16 protein-coding genes and 1 tRNA gene are annotated in these 18028 nt (G+C 51.3%); 11 read left to right on the top strand and 6 right to left on the bottom strand.

Translation table 11 applies throughout. The features are described 5' to 3' along the window. The first annotated feature begins 301 nt into the window (after window positions 1-301). Window positions 302-964: a phosphatidylserine decarboxylase gene (locus JOD20_RS22955; RefSeq protein ID WP_054536559.1), complete on the top strand. Its 663-nt coding sequence runs from the start codon at window positions 302-304 to the stop codon at window positions 962-964. Then, window positions 961-1653: a CDP-diacylglycerol--serine O-phosphatidyltransferase gene (pssA, locus tag JOD20_RS22950; RefSeq protein WP_204757514.1), complete on the top strand. Its 693-nt coding sequence runs from the start codon at window positions 961-963 to the stop codon at window positions 1651-1653. Before JOD20_RS22955 ends, pssA begins: the two co-directional genes overlap by 4 nt. Before the next feature lie 56 nt (window positions 1654-1709). On the opposite strand, the gene JOD20_RS22945 is transcribed toward pssA, so the two are convergent. From JOD20_RS22945 to JOD20_RS22930, 4 genes are all read right to left on the bottom strand, one after another. Next, window positions 1710-2708, bottom strand: a complete 999-nt coding sequence (locus JOD20_RS22945) for a patatin-like phospholipase family protein (protein WP_204757513.1) — start codon at window positions 2706-2708, stop codon at window positions 1710-1712. An 86-nt stretch (window positions 2709-2794) separates the two neighbouring features. Next, complete coding sequence (moaC, locus tag JOD20_RS22940; RefSeq protein ID WP_204757512.1) at window positions 2795-3289, bottom strand: cyclic pyranopterin monophosphate synthase MoaC; 495 nt, start codon at window positions 3287-3289, stop codon at window positions 2795-2797. A 15-nt stretch (window positions 3290-3304) separates the two neighbouring features. Then, the gene (locus tag JOD20_RS22935; RefSeq protein ID WP_204757511.1) at window positions 3305-3802 is read right to left on the bottom strand and encodes a hypothetical protein; all 498 of its coding nucleotides are present in this window, start codon (window positions 3800-3802) and stop codon (window positions 3305-3307) included. Further along, window positions 3795-4682 (bottom strand): STAS domain-containing protein, encoded by an 888-nt coding sequence (locus JOD20_RS22930; RefSeq protein ID WP_204757510.1) that lies wholly within the window; start codon window positions 4680-4682, stop codon window positions 3795-3797. Before JOD20_RS22930 ends, JOD20_RS22935 begins: the two co-directional genes overlap by 8 nt. A 140-nt stretch (window positions 4683-4822) precedes the next feature. Here JOD20_RS22930 and speB point away from each other — a divergent pair, with 140 nt between their 5' ends. The 4 genes from speB to JOD20_RS22910 all read left to right on the top strand — a co-directional run bounded on the left by speB (window position 4823) and on the right by JOD20_RS22910 (window position 12390). After that, window positions 4823-5725, top strand: a complete 903-nt coding sequence (gene speB, locus JOD20_RS22925) for an agmatinase (RefSeq protein WP_204757509.1) — start codon at window positions 4823-4825, stop codon at window positions 5723-5725. Window positions 5726-5884: 159 nt separating this feature from the next. Continuing rightward, window positions 5885-9733, top strand: a complete 3849-nt coding sequence (locus JOD20_RS22920; RefSeq protein ID WP_204757508.1) for a CSLREA domain-containing protein — start codon at window positions 5885-5887, stop codon at window positions 9731-9733. Window positions 9734-9901: 168 nt separating this feature from the next. After that, window positions 9902-11620, top strand: coding sequence for a single-stranded-DNA-specific exonuclease RecJ (gene recJ / locus JOD20_RS22915; RefSeq protein WP_204757507.1), 1719 nt, complete (start codon window positions 9902-9904; stop codon window positions 11618-11620). Beyond that, window positions 11617-12390, top strand: coding sequence for a hypothetical protein (locus tag JOD20_RS22910; protein WP_204757506.1), 774 nt, complete (start codon window positions 11617-11619; stop codon window positions 12388-12390). The genes recJ and JOD20_RS22910 overlap by 4 nt, the downstream gene beginning before the upstream one ends. A 50-nt stretch (window positions 12391-12440) precedes the next feature. Here the strand turns inward: JOD20_RS22910 and JOD20_RS22905 are convergent, their stop codons facing one another. Beyond that, on the bottom strand, window positions 12441-13184 hold the full coding sequence (locus tag JOD20_RS22905) for a phosphoribosylaminoimidazolesuccinocarboxamide synthase (protein WP_204757505.1): 744 nt from the start codon (window positions 13182-13184) through the stop codon (window positions 12441-12443). A gap of 85 nt (window positions 13185-13269) precedes the next feature. Beyond that, window positions 13270-13848, bottom strand: a complete 579-nt coding sequence (locus tag JOD20_RS22900; protein ID WP_204757504.1) for a TetR/AcrR family transcriptional regulator — start codon at window positions 13846-13848, stop codon at window positions 13270-13272. A 109-nt stretch (window positions 13849-13957) separates the two neighbouring features. On the opposite strand from JOD20_RS22900, the gene JOD20_RS22895 reads away from it, so the two are divergent. From JOD20_RS22895 to JOD20_RS22875, 5 genes are all read left to right on the top strand, one after another. Further along, window positions 13958-14836, top strand: coding sequence for an MBL fold metallo-hydrolase (locus tag JOD20_RS22895; protein ID WP_204757503.1), 879 nt, complete (start codon window positions 13958-13960; stop codon window positions 14834-14836). A 404-nt stretch (window positions 14837-15240) separates the two neighbouring features. Then, window positions 15241-15612 carry a DUF1304 domain-containing protein gene (locus JOD20_RS22890; RefSeq protein ID WP_204757502.1) on the top strand — a complete coding sequence of 124 codons (372 nt, stop codon included), beginning with the start codon at window positions 15241-15243 and terminating at the stop codon, window positions 15610-15612. A 79-nt stretch (window positions 15613-15691) separates the two neighbouring features. Next, window positions 15692-16540, top strand: a complete 849-nt coding sequence (locus JOD20_RS22885; RefSeq protein WP_204757501.1) for a dioxygenase family protein — start codon at window positions 15692-15694, stop codon at window positions 16538-16540. Window positions 16541-17002: 462 nt separating this feature from the next. Continuing rightward, window positions 17003-17079: transfer RNA gene (locus JOD20_RS22880), tRNA-Arg, on the top strand. Window positions 17080-17137: 58 nt separating this feature from the next. Further along, window positions 17138-17911 (top strand): DUF554 domain-containing protein, encoded by a 774-nt coding sequence (locus JOD20_RS22875; protein WP_204757500.1) that lies wholly within the window; start codon window positions 17138-17140, stop codon window positions 17909-17911. Window positions 17912-18028 lie beyond the last annotated feature (117 nt).

Below are 18028 nucleotides of genomic sequence, written 5' to 3'. Positions count from 1 at the left end.
GAACCTTGTGTTCTGTATTTGCTACCGATATGACGTGCTTTGTGGTTCAATTGTTGCAAGCAATCTCTGAACCAACAGCCTAATCGTTGAAACCTTTTTTTGCAGGGTTCGTACGTGCTAAGTTCAAGCCTTGGTGTGGGGCTTGCAAGCGGTTGGCATTGTATGCAATCAAGCCAAGTCTGTCGAATTTTGATTCAAGCTAGCATTAATAAAGCACGATGGTATAATTACGCCTCAATTCAAGCATGTCTGTTACAGCGCCGATTAAGGCCTGTCTAATAGTTTTTTAAGGAGTCGCTTCATGCCTTCTACCCGCGCTCGTGTTCGCCGTTCACTGCCAGGTATTGCCATCGAAGGCATGCCTTTCATCGGGGCCGGCTTGGGGTTAACTGCCCTAACAGCGTTATTTAGTCGCAAGGCAGCGGCACTACCCCTCGCACTTACCGCGTTTACCAGCTATTTCTTCCGCGACCCCGACCGCGAATGCCCCGCCGATAGTTCAATTCTCTACGCCGCCGCCGATGGCCATGTCACAATGATTGATGAGGTCGATGAGCCACGCTTTATTGGCGGTAAGGCCACCAGAATTGTTACATTCTTATCGGTGTTTGATGTTCACATCAATCGCACGCCTTGCGCTGGCACGGTGCAGTATCGCGATTATGTGCAAGGCGAATTTCGCGCAGCTTGGGATGGCGAGGCCGATATTGTTAACGAACGGGCTTATATTGGGCTAGAAACTGAGCATGGCCCTGTTTTGATCAGCCAAATTGCTGGTTTGGTGGCCCGCCGCATTGTAACTTGGCCTGTGGTTGGCGAAGAATTAGGCGCTGGCGAACGCTTTGGCTTGATCAAGTTTGGCTCGCGCACCGATATTTTGGTGCCAAGCGGCTCAATCAACGTCTTTGTCAAAAAGGGTCAAGCCATCAAAGGTGGGCTGACTCAGATTGGAGCATGGCTGTGAAATTTCGCCGTTCATGGGTTCCCAATCTGGTTACGTCGGGCAACCTGTTTTGCGGCTTTTTAGCAGTTATTGCTGCTGTTGATGGTCAGGCTTTCAGAGCCGCAGTACTAATTTGTTTGGCTGCCATTTTCGATACACTCGATGGGCGAACTGCGCGCATGCTGGGCGTAAGTGGCGAATTTGGCAAGGAACTTGATTCGCTGGCCGATGTGGTTTCGTTTGGCACGGCTCCGGCGCTGCTGATTTATCAAGTTTCTTTGCGCGAGGTCGGCTGGCTGGGCACGATTGCCGCAGGCATTTTCGTCTGTTGTGGCGCTGGCCGCTTGGCTCGCTACAACTTAATCACCAGCTCGGATAAGCGCTTCTTTGTCGGCATGCCGATTCCAATGGCGGGCATGACCGCAGCCTCGTTGGCGCTCTACACGGGCGCGCTCGACCCCTACGTTGCCACCGCATTAATTGGCTTTACGGGCTTTTTGATGGTCAGCACGTTGCGTTTTCCCAGTGTTGAGCAAATTGCATTTGAAGCCTTTTTGCCGATTCGCATCGCCTTTATTGCGATTTTCGTCTTGGCTCTGTCGCGGCCAAGCCAATTTCTGTATGTCTTACCGCTAAGCTACATCTCCTATGGCTTGATTGCCAACATCGTTTGGACAATTCGCGGGCGTGGCTCGCGCACAGCTGCTTAACGACACTTGGGCGTAGTTGTTTGCTACGCCCAAGCATTCTAAAATGTCAGCAATACCTAATTTGGTGGAATAACCGAATCTTGCGGCAGGCCTTGGCGGCGCAGCAATCCACGCAGCATGCCAAAGCGTAAGCGGGCTAATTGGGCTTGAGCAGCAATGCTAGTGCGCAAAGCAGCCTCTAGTTTGCTGCGGCGGGCTGGCTCGATTGGCGCAGCAACTGGCGCTAATTGGCTTTGCTCATTGAGATAGGTTTTGGCACTTTGATAGCCCAGTTCCATCAACTGGCCGCTATAGCGAAAATCGCGTACATCAAGCCCACTATAATGCAACATTTGAATATGATGGACTTTAACTCCCGCTTTGGCTGCCAAGCGCACTAATTCGCGTTCGTGGGCCATTTGACGACGCATCAAGGCATCAAACGTGCGGGTCAACGAGCCACGCATGCCAAATGGCGGCACCGTTGAAGCAGCATCAAGCCCAATTTCCAAGGCCCAAATTTCGCTTGCACCTTGCTGTAAGGCTACACCGATGGGCAAATTTGAAACAAAGCCGCCATCAAGGTAGGTTTCACCGCGATAATGATAGGCTGGCAAGTAGGGCGGCACGGCGGCACTCGCCATCAAGGCATCGACCAAACGCTCGCGCGGATCGTCGCCAAACAAATGCATATCGCCAGTACGATAATTGGTAGCGGTCACAAAAAAGGGCATTGCCAAATCGCTGAAGCGGCGAATATTCGGTGGCAGCAATGAGAGAATAAAACGGCGTAAGCCATGATTATTGTGCAGCGAGCCACGCCCACGCATCACGCGCCAAGCAGAGCGCAACGAGCCACCAGGAAAAATATCCTCGCGTTTAACGGTTTTCCAGCGCTGAGCAATGCGTTGAATGCCAGCCAAACTGGGATTACATGCGAGAACTGCTGCATTAATTGAACCAACTGAAGAACCAACCACTAAATCGGGGGTAATGCCTGCTTCGAGCAGGGCAAGGGCGGCTCCTGCTTGGAGTGAACCGCGATTGGCACCGCCACTAAATACAAGTGCGCGCATAGAGACAACCTTTCATGACCATTCTGCCGCGTCGTTGAGACAAATGTAGGTCACAGGCAAGGCGCTCTACGCTCGATAGTCAAAGCTTACTCTGAGGTATCAAGCGGAGTGAGGGGATGCTGGAAGTCGCCCCGTGCGCCGCCCGTTTTATTGCGAACAAAAACCTGCTCAATCACCATAGCACGATCAACAGCTTTGACCATATCGTAAATGGTCAAGGCTGCGACTGATGCTGCCATCAGCGCCTCCATTTCTACGCCAGTGCGGCCTGTACAACGCACCGTGCTGATGATACGCAATAACGATTGGTCGGGATGCGCCTCGATCTCAATCGCGACTGCACTCAGCGGCAGTGGATGACACAAGGGAATCAAATCGGCAGTGCGTTTGGCGGCCATAATGCCAGCGATGCGGGCAGTTGCGAATACATCGCCTTTGGGCAATTCTCCGGCCACCAATAATACGAGGGTGGCTGGCAGCATACGCACATCAGCTTGCGCTTGGGCTTCACGCTGGGTCACATCCTTGGCCCCAACATCAACCATATGCGCCCGACCATGATCATCAAGATGGGTCAACATGAAATATGTGATTCCTCAAGCAGCGAAACGGGCAAGGGTCTGTTCAAGTTGGTCAACAACTTGGGGAATTAAGCCAGTTTCGCGCACATCGATCAATTGGGTAAAGCGACCTTGTTGGCTGCGTTGCTGTGCCCAACTATGCACCTGAGGCCGAAAGCCATCTTCGATCCAAATAATTGGCTTTTGCCACTCGGCTAGGTGTTTGGCCACACTATTGAGTTTCCACAAAATTGCCTTTGGATTGTCGGCCAATGGCTCAATTAAGGGTAATTCTGGCAAGCCAAGGTCGCTATGCAAGCCAAAATTTGCTAATTGCAGCCACGTCGAACACCAGATAAGCTGGCCAAGTTTGGCTAAGCGGGCGATTGAAGCATGAATCTGCGGCGGATATTGCACTGGAATGCCTGGCGGAATGTGCTGTTGGGTTGGCCCTAAGCGTCCAAACATATTAATCACGCCATCAATATCCAATAAAATAATTGGCCGCAGATCGTGCCAATCGAGCTTATCCACGGCGTTGCTCTTGCAAGGGGCGAATGCCAAGCCCAACTTGCTCCAGCGCATATTCGATACCATCTTGCAAGTTGGCGCGAACCGACAATTGGCGCAGGTCGATTTCAAGGCCAACGATGGTTTGGGCCACTTCGGCGCTAATCCCGACCAAAATGACTTGCGCACCCAACAAACTCACAGCTTTGGTGGTTTGCACTAGGTAATTGGCGATATTGGTATCAACAATTGGCACGCCAGTAATATCCATAATCACAATATCGGATTGGCGGGCAACGATTTGCTCAAGCAGATCTTCGGTGAGCATTTGGGCACGGTTGGTATCGATCGAACCAACCAACGGCAGCACCAAAATATTATCGTGAATTGGCGCAATCGGCGCTGCTAGCTCACGCAACGCAGCATTAGCTTGATCCAATTCGTTGGTCATTTGGTGCAAGGCTTGCTCGCGCTCGCGAATGCTGGCCTCGCGTAAATCAACAAAGGTTTGATAGCTGGCTTTATTGGCAATAAACGTCACTTCGGCAACAACCGCTCGTGCCAAGGCATAATTCAATTCATCATCGGCAAAAGCTTCGCGGGTTGCCACTTTGAGGGTTTCGTAAATTGCTTCGCCCACTTGGGCCACAATGTCGCTGCTTGCATTTGGATTTTCCACCACCGACTTAATCGATTGCCGTGAAAAATCGATCAGGGCTTGCATATCGCCGCGCAAGGCTTCAATGGTGGCGACAAACGGTTTTTGCATGCGGGGAATCAACTCTGCGTCCGAGATTTGCGTGTAGGGCGAATTGGGCACTTGACGCAGCAATTCACCAGCGTGTTTGGCGAAGCGCGCAAGATTGGCTTCGAGAAAGTCGGCTAATACATGTTCGACGCTCATTGGTATCCTCGTTATTGACTAAATTGCTGATCGTCAGCGCCCGTTTGTCTCGTACAATGGTGATTATACCCGTTTCTGCGGCGCGGTTCTATGGTTCTCTTTACGGTTCTTAATAGTACTTTTGTGGAATGAGGAAAACGATGACACATACCACTCCGGATAATTTTTTGGGCTTAGACCAGCAGTATAGCACGCTCGAGACCAGCAAGGTGGTAGTTTTGCCTATCCCCTTTGAGGCTACGGTAAGCTATGGTGGCGGCACAGCCAATGGGCCAGCAGCAATTATCGAGGCTTCGCAACAGGTCGAATTTTACGATCGCGAATTTGATAACGAGCCAGCCAAAACCTGGGGCGTGCATACGCTGCCTAGTGTCGAGGTGAATGATCAAGACCCAGATAGCGCTATGGCCAGCATTGCCCAAGCAGTTGAGCAAACTGCGCGTTTGGGCAAATTGGTGTGCGTGCTGGGCGGCGAGCATTCTGTTTCTGGCGCGGTAGCCCAAGGTTTGCATGCTGTTCATGGCGATTTTGTGACGGTGCAAATTGATGCCCACGCCGATTTGCGCGACGAATATGAGGGCAGCAAGCACTCGCATGCCTGTGCCATGCGCCGAATTCTCGATGTTGGCGCTGGCGATTTGTTGCAATTGGGCATTCGTTCGTTGGATATTAGCGAAGCCCAAATGATCAAGAGCGATCAACGAATTACGACCTTCTATAGTGAAAATGTGCATGATGGGCTGCATCTGCAAGCCTTACGCGATTTTGTGCGGGGCAAGCAGGTCTATTTTACAATCGATATTGATGGCTTGGATGTGGGCCTTGTGCCTGCCACCGGCACGCCTGAGCCAGATGGCTTGACATGGCGCGAAGTACTCGACATTACCCGTATTCTAGTGCAAGAATCCTCGAAGGTTGTGGCCTTTGATGTTATGGAATTAGCACCAATTGAACAGCTGCATGCGCCAAATTTTGTGAGCGCCAAGCTCACCTACAAGGTTATGAGCATTATCATGGCCCAACAAGCCAATTTGTGGCAATAAACCCCACATATTAGCCCCAGTAGTTTGGAGCAGATCACAACGAACACCAAGCATCAGCATTTGGTGTTCGTTGTTGCAGCATTGGCAATTTCCCATCAGCGCTAATTCCAATAGTGTGTTTTGTGTGAGGTCGTCAATGCTGATGCCAGAGGTAGGTGTATGAAGCATCCATTCTCGCTCCGTTTTACTCGTTTGCTTTCATTGGGTATGGTTGGTTTTTTAGGCTTGAGTGGCTTGCAGCTTAATCAGCAAGCAGCCGCCCAAATTGGCAGTTCTGCTCATTCCACAGCAGCGCTTGATCAAACAATTCTGCAATGGGCTGAGCAATTAAATCAAGCGCCAGCCCAACCAGCACTACCACTCAGTGTAAAACGCTTGCGGGCCTTGAATTCGCCGCCCGCAGCGACCATGCCCGCGACTCAACCCAAGCCATTTGCCACCCAAGCCAGCTTTATCGTCAACACGGTTGCCGATACTGATGATGGCGCGTGCGATGCATTTGGTACTGGCACTGGCAACCAAGATTGTAGCTTGCGCGAAGCGATTAATGCGGCTAATGCTAACGTCGATGCCGATACGATTAATTTTGCAATTGCTGGCGCTGGCGTTAAAACGATTGCCCTCAGCAGCAATCTTCCCGCCTTGCAAACCCAAATTCAACTTGATGGCTGTAGCCAACCAGGCAGCGATTGCAGCGTTTGGCCAATGAGCTTGCAGATTGAAATCGATGGTGCTGGCTTGAGCGATCCCGTTGGGCCAACCAGCACCCAGATTCTCGCCGTAGAAAGCAATGGCTCGGTTATTCGTGGCCTTGTTTTAAATGGCGCACGTAGCCCAAGCTTTTATATGTGGTATGGAATTAATGTTAAAGCTGCTAATGCGTGGATTACACAGAATATTATTGGCCTCGAAGCAGATGGCCAAACCGCCAATGGCAATAATGCAGGGATTGGCTTGAGTTCTGGCAGCAGCCAAACAATTATTGGCACCAATGGCGATGGCACGAATGATTCAATTGAAGGCAATATTATCGCAGGCCAAACATTCGATGGCATCTATTTCTCTGCTGGAGCCAACAGCCGAGTGGCTGGCAACTATATTGGGGTTGCCAGCGATGGCACGACCGCACAGAGCAATGACACTGGCATCCGATTTTTCGGCCCAGCACTTGGCAATGTCACCATTGGTACTAACAGCGATGGCGTGAGCGATCTTGCTGAACGCAACATCATTAGTGGCAATACTGCGAGTGGCATTCAAATCGATAGCTCCTCGAATAATCGGATTAGTGGCAATTATATTGGCCTCAATGCCGCTGGAACTGCTGCCGTGCCAAATCAAACTGGCATCAATCTCAATGGCAATGCGAGTAATAGCATCGTTGGCACAAACGGCGATGGGATTCGCGATGCAATCGAAGCCAATGTGATCAGCGGCAACAGCGCCGAAGGCGTGCAAATCGGGCAATTTAGTGGCGGTGTCAACACGTTTCCAACTGATAATGTGGTTGCTGGCAACATCATTGGGCTTGCTCCCACGGGCACGACGGCAATTGGCAACCAGCGCGGCGTGGTCGTGCGCTTTGGCCCAGTTCGCACCCGCATCGGCACCAATGGCGATGGCACCAGCGATACATTAGAGCGCAACATCATTAGTGGCAACAGCGATTTGGGGATTGGGCTTGGTGGCGGCACTGAGTACACAATTCCCGATACAATTATCAGCGGTAACTACATTGGCACCGATCACACTGGCTTAATCGCCCGCCCAAACCGAGTTGGCATTCAAGTGCAAAATTCGGTTAATCGGGCCGATATTGGAATTACTGGCACAGCCACAAATGGCGCAGCCCAAGCCAACTTGATTAGCGGCAATGATGGCCATGGCATTGCCTTCGTATTTGATCCCAAAACAGTCCGTGTGCGCGGCAATCGGATTGGCGTAGCGCTTGATGATAGCCCGCTTGGCAACCAAGGTGATGGGATTAGCATGGTGGAGTTGAGCCAATTGGCTCCAGCCAACATTCGGATTGGCGGCGATGGGTCATTCGGCGAGAATAAAATAGCGTTTAACGGTGGCCTCGGCATCGATATTAACAACGATGGCCCGACGGCAAACGACCCGCTTGATGCTGATGCAGGCCCAAACAACAGCCAAAATTATCCAGTTGTGACAAATGTGGTTGATAATGGCACGACCGTCACCGTACAGGGCTATCTTGAAAGCGTGCCGAACCATAGCTATCGCTTGGCGTTCTATAGCAACGCAACGTGTGATCCTTCTGGCTATGGCGAAGGCCAAACGTTCTTGGCAAGCAATGAATGGAACACGAATGTAACTGGCTTGCTTGCCTTTACTCAGATATTTGCCAGCCCAGCCCCGAATATCACAATCTTGGCAACTGATACCAATGAGAACCAAACCTCGGAGTTTTCGCAATGCTGGGTTGCGCCGCTGCCAACCGAAACTCCAACCTTTACGCCAAGCAACACGCCAACCGAAACTCCAACCTTTACGCCAAGCAACACACCGACCAACACGGAGACTGCGACTCCAAGCAACACACCGACCAACACGGAGACTGCGACTCCAAGCAACACGCCAACCAATACGGAGACTGCTGTGCCAGTTACGCCAACCACGCCGCCAAGCGCCTGTGTTCCTGGAAGCAATTTGCAAGTCTTGTTCAGCGATAGCGTTAACACCAGCACGCAATGGAATGTCAGTGGTACAGGCCCAACTTGGGGCTTGGATGGTAGTAGTTTCAATAGTCCTAACTTTTCGTGGCACGCCGATGATCCTGCAGCAATCAGCGATCAACGGCTAACTACGATGGCAGGCATCACGATTCCTGCGGGGGCCAGCGACGTAACCCTGTATTTCAACCATAACTATAGTTTTGAGTTTGAGTTTGGCGGCGGTGGCGGCGAACCAACACCTATGCCAGAGCGCTCAAGCAAACGCAGCAACACCCCATTCGAGAGCTATTACGATGGTGGCGTGGTTGAATACAGCACCGATGGTAGCAATTTCAACGATCTTGGGAGTTTCTTTACCAGCTCGGGCTACGATGGCATGATTATCAACGAGGGTGATAATCCCTTAGCAGGACGATCGGCCTTCGTCGGCATGAGCGGCGATTATCCATTTTATATCGAAGAAACTGCCGATTTGACCTCGTTGGCGGGCCAAACAGTTTGGTTGCGCTTCCGCCTTGGCAGCGATAGCTCAATCGGCGATCTTGGTTGGAACATTGACGATATTGTGGTTGCTGGCTGTGTCGGCAGTGGCAGCACCAACACGCCAACCGCGACCAGCACCGCAACCAATACACCAACCGCGACATCAACCAACACGCCAACCGCGACCGCCACGGCAACGGTTAGCACGCTAACCAATACGCCAACCGCGACCGCCACAGCAACGGTTGCAACCCCAACCAATACGCCAACCGCGACCGCCACAGGCACACCATTTGTCGGCACGAGTCGCAATTTCTTGCCCGTGGTGATGCGCAATTGCTACCCCGATTTGGTGGTGAGCAGCATTACGGTTGAGCAGCAGTTGGAAGTTATCGTGACCAATCAAGGCAATTGTGCTGCCAACGAAGCATTTTGGGTCGATTTGTATCTCGCGCCCAATCCAGCGCCAAGCCATGTCAACCAGCAGTGGTGGGATGTTGCGCAGCAAGGGATTGTGTGGGGCGTGACCCAAAGCCTTGAGCCAGGTCAATCGATCAGCTTGCAGCCGTATGATCAATATTATTCAGCGCGCCGCAGTGCATGGTCGAACCGAATAGCGGCCCAAACCAAGCTCTATGTGCAGGCCGATGCCTACAATGCTGCAACCAATTATGGCGCAGTCTTGGAAGTGCACGAAGCCTTGAATGGCGAATACAACAATCTCCATTCCATCACGACGAGCAGCAATTTCAGCCAACCAACTGGCCAACGCCAGCAATTGGCAAATGAACATGGCTTACCTGCTCGCCCTGCAACAAGCAAATAATTAATTTCAACCGCAAAGGCCGATTAATCACGTTGATTAATCGGCCTTTGACTATGCCAAAAAATGCTTGCTTATGGCTCTATAATGAACTATTCAGCCAAACCAAATTTGACGATTGCTCAGCTTATCTCTACAATCGCCAAACCAATCCAGCTCATGAGGGATTTTATGCTCAATCAACGTGTTATGCGCCATTGGCAATTGCCAACCAAGGCCACGCCAAGCCAACTTCGCAGCCTCGGCGAATATCATCCATTGCTAGCAACTATTTTATGGAATCGCGGCTGGCGCGATGCAGCAGCGGTTGAGCAGTTTCTCAATATCGAGTGGAAACAACGCCATGACCCGTTTTTGCTCCACGATATGGATCGCGCAGTCGAACGAATTAAGCTGGCAATTGAGCACAAACAACGAATTGTGGTCTATGGCGATTTCGATACCGACGGCGTGACTGGCGTTACCTTATTAATGCAATTATTCAAATCCTTTGATCTCGAAGTAAAGCCGTATATTCCCAAACGCGAGGGCGAGGGCTATGGCCTGAATTTGGCGGCAATCGAAAAATTGCATCAAGCAGGCATTGATCTGCTGGTGACAGTTGATTGTGGCATTAGCAATGCAGCCGAAATTAGCCGCGCCAACGAGCTTGGCTTCGATACGATTGTGCTTGATCACCACCAACCGCCGTTGCATTTGCCCCCAGCTTATGCAGTCGTTGACCCTAAACGCAGCGATTGCCAATATCCGTTCAAGGGTTTGTGTGGCGTAGGTGTAGCTTTCAAGCTTTACGAGGCTTTGTGGCGGGCAGGCATCCAGCCCAACAACCTGCGTGCTCGCGAGATTCTCGATGTGGTGGCGCTTGGCACAATCGCCGACATGATGCCCTTGACTGGCGAGAATCGCGTGCTGGTACATTTTGGCTTGCAGGCCATGAACGAAAGCCAACGACCTGGATTAAAGGCTTTGTTGCGCGTTTCAGGCGTTGAGCAAGGCAAAATCGATGCCAGCAGCGTGGGCTTTCGGCTTTCGCCAAGGATTAATGCTGCTGGCCGTTTGGTCGATGCCAGCATTGCCTATAGCTTGTTGTTGGCTCCTGAACAAGCCCAAGCCGATGGTTTTGCCGACCAATTGAATAGCACCAATATTGAGCGCCAAGCCTTGACCCGCGATGTGCAACAGGCAGCTCGAGACTTGGCCCAAAGCAGTGGCCAACTTGATCAACGAATTTTGGTGATTGTTGGCGAGGATTTTCATCACGGCGTGGTTGGGCTAGCCGCAGGCAAATTGGCCGAGGAATTTGCTCGCCCTGTGCTGGTGATGGGCAGAGAAGAACATACCAGTCGCGGTAGTGCGCGTTCAATTCCAGGCTTTAATATTGTCAATGCCTTGGCCGAATGTGCCGATTTGTTTGAAAAATATGGTGGCCACGCCGCCGCCGCTGGCTTTACGATTGCCAACCAACACATTCCAGAGCTTACGCAGCGTTTGCAGGCGATTGCCAACCAACAGATTAGCGACGAAATGATGGTGCCGCAATTGGCGATCGATGCTGAGGCCAGTTTCGACCAACTGAATCTTGAGATGCTGGCTGTGCTCGAAAAAATGGCTCCATTTGGGCTTGAAAACCCACAACCACGTTTTTGCAGCCGCCGCGTGACGGTCATCGAAGCCAAGGGTGTTGGCGCTGAAAATCAACATTTGCGCTTGCGTTTGCAACAAGGCCGCCATTATCAAAATGCAATTGGCTTTAATCTTGGCGATTGGCTGGCCGAATTGCATAATGGTTCGCAGATCGACATTGTGTATACGGTTGGTCTCAACGAATGGAATGGCCGTAGTTCGGTACAACTGACGCTGGTTGATTTGCGCTTGAGTGAACAGCGATGAGCATCGTTTTAGCCTCAGCTTGGCAACCACGTGGCGAATTGGCCCGCTTTGAACGGCTCTTGCCCCAATTAAACCAGCTCTATCGCTCGATTGTGATCAGCACGCCGCCAACGATTGAGCCAGAGCTATTGCAAACGCTCAACAACTTGCCGAATGTGCGCGCCGTGCCAACCAGCGAGTGGGCGCAGGGCAGGCATGTGGCCTTGGCGGAAGCGCTCAAAGCCCAACCAAATTATATTCATGCGATTGATTTTGATCGGGCTTTGCGCTGGATCGAAACCCGACCCAGCGAGTTAACCAGCATCGCTCAGCGTTCGCAAACCCATTGTTTGATTATTGGCCGCACTTGGCAAGCCTATGCCACCCATGCTCGCGCCTTGATCGAAACCGAGCGCACCAGCAATACGATGGCCTCGTTCTTTTTGGGCACGCCAATGGATTTTAGCGCTGGAGCACGCGGCTTCACGCCAGTTGCGGCGCATTTTATTTTGGCCAATAGCCCGCCAATTGATGCGCTTGGCACCGATGCTGAATGGCCAATTTTGCTGCATCGCGGTGGGTTTAAGCTGAATTATTGTGAAGTTGATGGCTTAGATTGGGAAATTCCCGATCAGTTTCAAGCCCAAGCCGCTGATGTAGAGGCTCAGCAAAGTGAAGCAGCAACCTATGATACCAAGATCGAGCATTGGCGCTATCGAGTTGAGGTGGCACAACGGATTGTGCAAGCAGGCATTGCGGCAGCGCGGCGGCCATTGCAATTTCTCTCTTAACGTAAAACCGCGCTCCAAAATAATGGAACGCGGTTTGGAACAGCAATAATTTAGCGGAAGCTCTCGGTAATATCGCGAACTTCTTCATATTTGGCTTTGAGATTTTGCAACGCTTCGTCGGTGACAGTTTGCAAATTACGATAAATTTGCTTATCGAGCATTTTGCTCTTATCGCCATCGGGCCACAAGCGCCATGAATCGTTGTCGATCATATCGGCCACGATCAGCGTGCCATCGGGAGTGCGGCCAAATTCAATTTTAAGGTCGACCAATTGCACGCCGCGTTCGGCCCAGGTTTGTTCGAGCAATTCAAACACGCGCGTGCCTTCTTGCTCAATAAAATGCACTTCCTCAGCTGTTGCCAAGCCCTTTGCCACAATCCCAGCCAAATCAATTTGCGGATCGTGATTGGCATCGTCTTTATAGAAAAACTCAACCAACGGTGGGCTAAAGCGCGTGCCTTCTGGCGTTTCAGGGTGGCGACGGCAATATGAGCCAGTTGCCAAGCGCCGCATCACAACTTCCAAGGGCAACATATCGCAGCGTTCAACCAGCATCAACCCAGGTTCAGGATCAGCTTTGTAGTGGGTGCGCACGCCACTGCAATTGAGCAAAGCAAAGACATTAGCCGAGGTGCGACCGCTGATCGCGCCTTTTCCTTCGATTTCATTGCGTCGTGCCCCATCGCCAGCGCTAATCGAATCCTTTTGCAGCATATAGGCCAAGCTTTGGTCTTCAGGGTGAGCATAGATAATCTTGGTTTTGCCTTCGGCTAATTTGGTGCCGTATTGCATTGAAAACGCTCCTTCATGCGTTGTTGAGCAAGCAAATTCAATGGCAAACCCGCCAAATGGAGTCTGCCCGCCCCATTATACATGCTTATGCGCTTTCGCTTTTGATGCCCTGCAACACAATTGCCAAATAGCGTTCGCGCTGCTCAGCCTGATCATCACCGATCGGCAAGCCCGCCAACAAGCCCGATAAATCGCCCGCTTGCAGATCGGCGCGCACCACCCCAGCCGCTTTGGCGCGGTCAATCAGGCTTTGCATTGCTGGATTGATGCCCTGTTTGGCTTGGCTGCTGGCTTCAATTAAATTTGTATGTTGCTGAATCATGGTTTTAAACGCCCGATCTTTGAGCTGGCGTTTGGCCATGCCGCGCACCAGCTGCTCGACCGCCCACCAAGCGTCATCCGAATCCTGCAAGCCTGCCAGAAAATCCATCACCACCTGAAAATGCTCATGAATCACCAGATTCAGCAAGCCTTCTTTGGAGCCAAAATGATGATAGAGCGTGCCAACCGCCACGCCTGCATCCCGCGCAATCGCATCCATCGCGGCGTTTGGGCCGTCGCTGGCAAAACGCACTTTGGCTGCCGCCAGAATCCGTCCATGGTTTTGTTGGGCATCGGATCGTTGGGCTGTTGGTTTTTTCACAGTTTTGGAATCATCAGCCATTATTAATTTCCCTCTTGACAAATTGAACTATAGTTCAATATAATCAAGTTGAACGCTAATTCAACATATTCAATCAGTATAGCATACCAACAAAAGCAAGGAGTCATTGATGGCAACAGCGCTTCAGCATCGCACAATTCAGCTTGGGCCAAGCACAATCACGGCAATCGTCGATGTCACCACGCCATGGCCAATACTGCCGGTCAACGGCGACGTTTGGGATAAAGTTCGCGAAAGCTATCCCAGCTCGTTTTACAATGCGGAAACCCTACTAGGCCGCGTGCATTGCTACCTGATTCAACAAGCAGAGCGCACGATTTTGGTTGATACTGGTTTGGGCAAGGCTCCAGCGCCAACCCAACCACTCAGCAGCCAACAACTTGAAGCCCAATTGGCATTGCTGGGCGTTGATCCGGCAGCGATTGATACCGTCTTTCTAACTCATTTACACGTTGATCATGTTGGTTTAAATACCCATTATGTCGATGGCACGTTGCAGGCGCGATTTCCGAATGCGCGTTATTTGGCGCACCAAGCAGAAAAAGGCCTGATTGCCTTTATGCAACAGCACAGCCCTGAGCGCGCTGGCTACTTACAGGATCAAGTTTTATGGCTCGAAGCCCAAGGTCGGCTTGAGTTTTTTGATGCAGATTTTGAACTGGCAGAAGGCATCACAACTTGGTTTACCCCAGGCCATAGCCCAGGCCACACCGCGCTTGTCATTGATCATGGCACTGGCGAACGAGTGTTGCTTGCTGGCGATATATTTTTCAACCCGATTCAAATGTTCGAGCCAAGCTTTGCAACTGGTTTGGATGTTGATAGTGATCAAGCACATGCCACGCGGCTGGCGGTTTTAGGCCAAGTAAGTGATGGCAAAACCTTGGTTGCGCCATGCCACTTTCCAACTCCAAGCTTTGGCTATGTTGTGCCCGAGGGTGCGGCCTATCGCTGGCTGCCAATCGAGGATGAACTAAGCAGAGGCTAAATAATTTTAGAAAGGGCATTGGAATCACCACCCCTCCGCCCCGCCTCAAGGCGGGGAACACAGGGGGTTTTCATCCCCTGTGTTCCCCTAAAATATGCTTTGTTGTTATCAGATCCACGAAGAGCACGAAGGATGGAAACCGCGAAGGGCGCGAAGAGCGCGAAGCAATCTTTTTAGCCACGAATTGCACGAATTCCACGAATACTTATTTTAGCCACAGATTGCACAGATTTTTCTGATTATCTTCCCATAACCTATAGCTTAATCACTTATCCCCGACCCCTGATCCCTATGCTCTATGATATTTCTTCATCCTTTGCCTTTTGCCTTCTGACTTTTGACTTTTTGCGGTACTATAGCTAGCTAGTTGTCAACAGTTGGCAACCAAGGAAAGGCGGTAGGTCATGGCAATCGTAAGTTTAATTTTGGTGGGCTTGGTGGCGGTCGAACACATCTATATTTTGTATTTGGAAATGTTTGCTTGGACCAAGCCACGCACTGCCAAATCGTTTGGCTTGACCCCTGAGTTTGCCCAACAAACCAAATCGTTGGCGGCCAATCAAGGCTTGTACAATGGTTTTTTGGCGGCGGGCTTAATTTGGGGCTTGGTGCATCACAATCGTGATTTTGGCTTACAAATTCAATTATTTTTCGTGTGTTGTGTGGTGGTAGCGGCAATTTATGGCGGCTTGACGGCCAAACGCTCGATTTTATTGGTCCAAGGTGGCCCAGCAATCATCGCCTTGGTGGCATTATTAATCCACATGTTTAGCTAATTACTTATAAAATCTTTAAGTTTTCTTCATTATTCTTTGCTATGCTGCTTGGGCGGTTTATGCACAAGGAGTTATTGCCATGGATAATGATGATCAACCAGTTGGCCGGATTTTGAGTCGCCGCGAGGTGCTCAAGCTGTTTGGGTTGGCTGGATCGGCAGCGGTTTTGGCTGGTTGTAGCAGCGAGGTAGCGCCAACTGCAACCAGCGTTGCGCAGGCCAATGCGCCAACGACAACTGCCACAACAGCAGCAACCAACACAATCGGCGAGGTTGCAACGGCGACCAGCGCCGCAACCAGCACAGTCGAGGCAACCGCCACCAGCGAGGCCGTTGCAGCCTTGCCCAGCTGTATTGTACGGCCCGAACTAACCGAAGGTCCTTATTTTGTTGATGAAAAATTAGAACGCTCCGACATTCGCTCTGATCCTAGCAATAATGCGGTGAGTGCAGGCACGCAATTGGATGTTAAAGTGGTGGTCAGCCAAATTGGTGCTGGCACGTGTACGGCCTTAGCTGGGGCAATTGTCGATTTGTGGCATTGCGATGCTGATGGAGTCTATTCGGATGCGACTGATCGCAGCTTCAACACGGTTGGTCAAAAATTCTTGCGTGGCTATCAGCGCACCGATGACGCTGGCGTTGCCAATTTCACCACCATCTATCCTGGCTGGTATCAAGGGCGGGCGGTGCATATTCACTTTAAAATTCGCACCGATGCAGGCTATGAATTCACTTCACAATTTTTCTTCGATGAAAGCTTGACCGATGTGGTGCATGCCCAAGCGCCATATGTTGCCAAAGGCGTGCGCACCCTGCTCAACGATGGCGATGGCATCTATCAACAAAGCGCCGGCCAAACAATTTTGACGGTTGTGCCAAACGGCCAAGGCTATAGCGCAACGTTTGAAATTGGCCTACAGATTTAATTTTTAACCACGAAGAACACGAAGTGATTAGGCTATTGGCTATTGGCATTTGGCATTTGGCTTTACAACCAAATGCATGCCCTCACCCCCAGCCCCTCTCCCACTGAACGCGGGCGAGGGGTGCTGGTTTAGTGGTTCGCTGAGATTTGTTGGCAATGCAGCCAGCACAGCAACAAACTATTTGTGCCCTTCGCGCTCTTCGTGGTTAATATGCTCTATGCTCTTTGTTCTATGTTCGCTCCTTCATCCCTCATCCTTTTCTATGCGCTCTCGGTTCATTTTGCATTTTGCCTTTTGCCTTCTCCCTTTCATCCTTCATCCTTCATCCTTCATCCTTTTCTATGCTCTCTCGGTTCATTTTGACTTTTGCCTTTTGACTTTTGACTTTCATCCCTCATCCCTCATCCTTGTTTATACGGGGTTGACATTTCGGGCGGGCTTAAGCATAATTGCCGTTGGTACGATCCCGTAGCTCAGGTGGATAGAGCAACAGTTTCCTAAACTGTGTGTCGCGCGTTCGAGTCGCGCCGGGGTCACCATATGCCAAACAACCACGAAGCGCCAAGGCTTCGTGGTTTTTGTTTAGGAGTACGCAGGATGGATCTCAGTCTGTGGGCAAAGCTCAATGGAACAATCATCAACATCGTGACGGTAGCACTCGGCACGGGCTTAGGTTTGGCGCTACGCGGGCGCTTGCCAGAACGCATGCAAACCGTGATTATGCAAGCATTAGGCTTGGTAACGCTGTTTATTGGGTTATCGATGGCTGGCAGCATGAATAAAGCAGGCGCAACCTTGCAAAGCACGGCCCAAGCCAGCCAACCAATTGTCGTCGATGGCGTGGTGATTGGCTTGGTGGGCTTGGTGGTTGGTGGCTTGCTTGGCGAGTGGTGGCGCGTTGAGGAGCGTTTAGCGGCGCTTGGCGATTGGCTCAAAGCCAAATTTCGCGGCAGCGGACGCTTTACCGAGGGCTTTGTCGCAGCTTCGTTGCTCTTCTGTATTGGCCCAATGACCTTGATTGGCAGCATCAACAATGGCTTGGTTGGCGATTCGCAGTTGTTGGTGATCAAGGCAGCGCTTGATGGATTGGCGGCTGTCGCTTTGGCCAGCAGTTTTGGCATTGGCGTGGGCTTTTCGATTCTGATTATTTTGATCTATCAAGGTGGCGTAGCGCTCGCAGCTGGCTCCTTAGCCACAATTTTGCCCAATCCAGCGGTCGATCCACGTGTGCTGATCATCACGGGGGTTGGCGGTTTGATGGTGGTTGGCGTGGGCATCAATCTGCTTGATCTGACCAAAATTCGGGTGGCTTCGTTGCTACCAGCATTGCTCATGGCTCCGTTGCTGCACTGGCTAATTAGTTTGCTGTAAGGTTCCCTCACCCCCTAGCCCCTTTAAGGGCGGACAGGTTGGGAAATGGGTATTAATGGATGTTAGGGCATGGCCGTCCCGAGCCGGCCACCCCGCGTCACGGTCGTTGCCCATCGT

Origin of the sequence: Herpetosiphon giganteus, assembly GCF_016907925.1 — a bacterium.
In the GTDB taxonomy this organism is placed as follows: domain Bacteria; phylum Chloroflexota; class Chloroflexia; order Chloroflexales; family Herpetosiphonaceae; genus Herpetosiphon; species Herpetosiphon giganteus.
Note: the sequence above shows the minus strand (reverse complement) of the source record. Positions and strands in the feature narration are given on the sequence as shown.

Excerpts from the sequence above, each read along its gene's own strand:
- recJ (WP_204757507.1), top strand. The coding sequence starts at position 9,902 with ATGCTCAATCAACGTGTTATGCGCCATTGGCAATTGCCAACCAAGGCC.
- JOD20_RS22900 (WP_204757504.1), bottom strand. The coding sequence starts at position 13,848 with ATGGCTGATGATTCCAAAACTGTGAAAAAACCAACAGCCCAACGATCC.
- speB (WP_204757509.1), top strand. The coding sequence starts at position 4,823 with ATGACACATACCACTCCGGATAATTTTTTGGGCTTAGACCAGCAGTAT.
- moaC (WP_204757512.1), bottom strand. The coding sequence starts at position 3,289 with ATGTTGACCCATCTTGATGATCATGGTCGGGCGCATATGGTTGATGTT.
- JOD20_RS22920 (WP_204757508.1), top strand. The coding sequence starts at position 5,885 with ATGAAGCATCCATTCTCGCTCCGTTTTACTCGTTTGCTTTCATTGGGT.
- JOD20_RS22930 (WP_204757510.1), bottom strand. The coding sequence starts at position 4,682 with ATGAGCGTCGAACATGTATTAGCCGACTTTCTCGAAGCCAATCTTGCG.
- JOD20_RS22905 (WP_204757505.1), bottom strand. The coding sequence starts at position 13,184 with ATGCAATACGGCACCAAATTAGCCGAAGGCAAAACCAAGATTATCTAT.
- JOD20_RS22890 (WP_204757502.1), top strand. The coding sequence starts at position 15,241 with ATGGCAATCGTAAGTTTAATTTTGGTGGGCTTGGTGGCGGTCGAACAC.
- JOD20_RS22910 (WP_204757506.1), top strand. The coding sequence starts at position 11,617 with ATGAGCATCGTTTTAGCCTCAGCTTGGCAACCACGTGGCGAATTGGCC.
- JOD20_RS22885 (WP_204757501.1), top strand. The coding sequence starts at position 15,692 with ATGGATAATGATGATCAACCAGTTGGCCGGATTTTGAGTCGCCGCGAG.
- JOD20_RS22945 (WP_204757513.1), bottom strand. The coding sequence starts at position 2,708 with ATGCGCGCACTTGTATTTAGTGGCGGTGCCAATCGCGGTTCACTCCAA.
- JOD20_RS22955 (WP_054536559.1), top strand. The coding sequence starts at position 302 with ATGCCTTCTACCCGCGCTCGTGTTCGCCGTTCACTGCCAGGTATTGCC.
- JOD20_RS22875 (WP_204757500.1), top strand. The coding sequence starts at position 17,138 with ATGGATCTCAGTCTGTGGGCAAAGCTCAATGGAACAATCATCAACATC.
- JOD20_RS22895 (WP_204757503.1), top strand. The coding sequence starts at position 13,958 with ATGGCAACAGCGCTTCAGCATCGCACAATTCAGCTTGGGCCAAGCACA.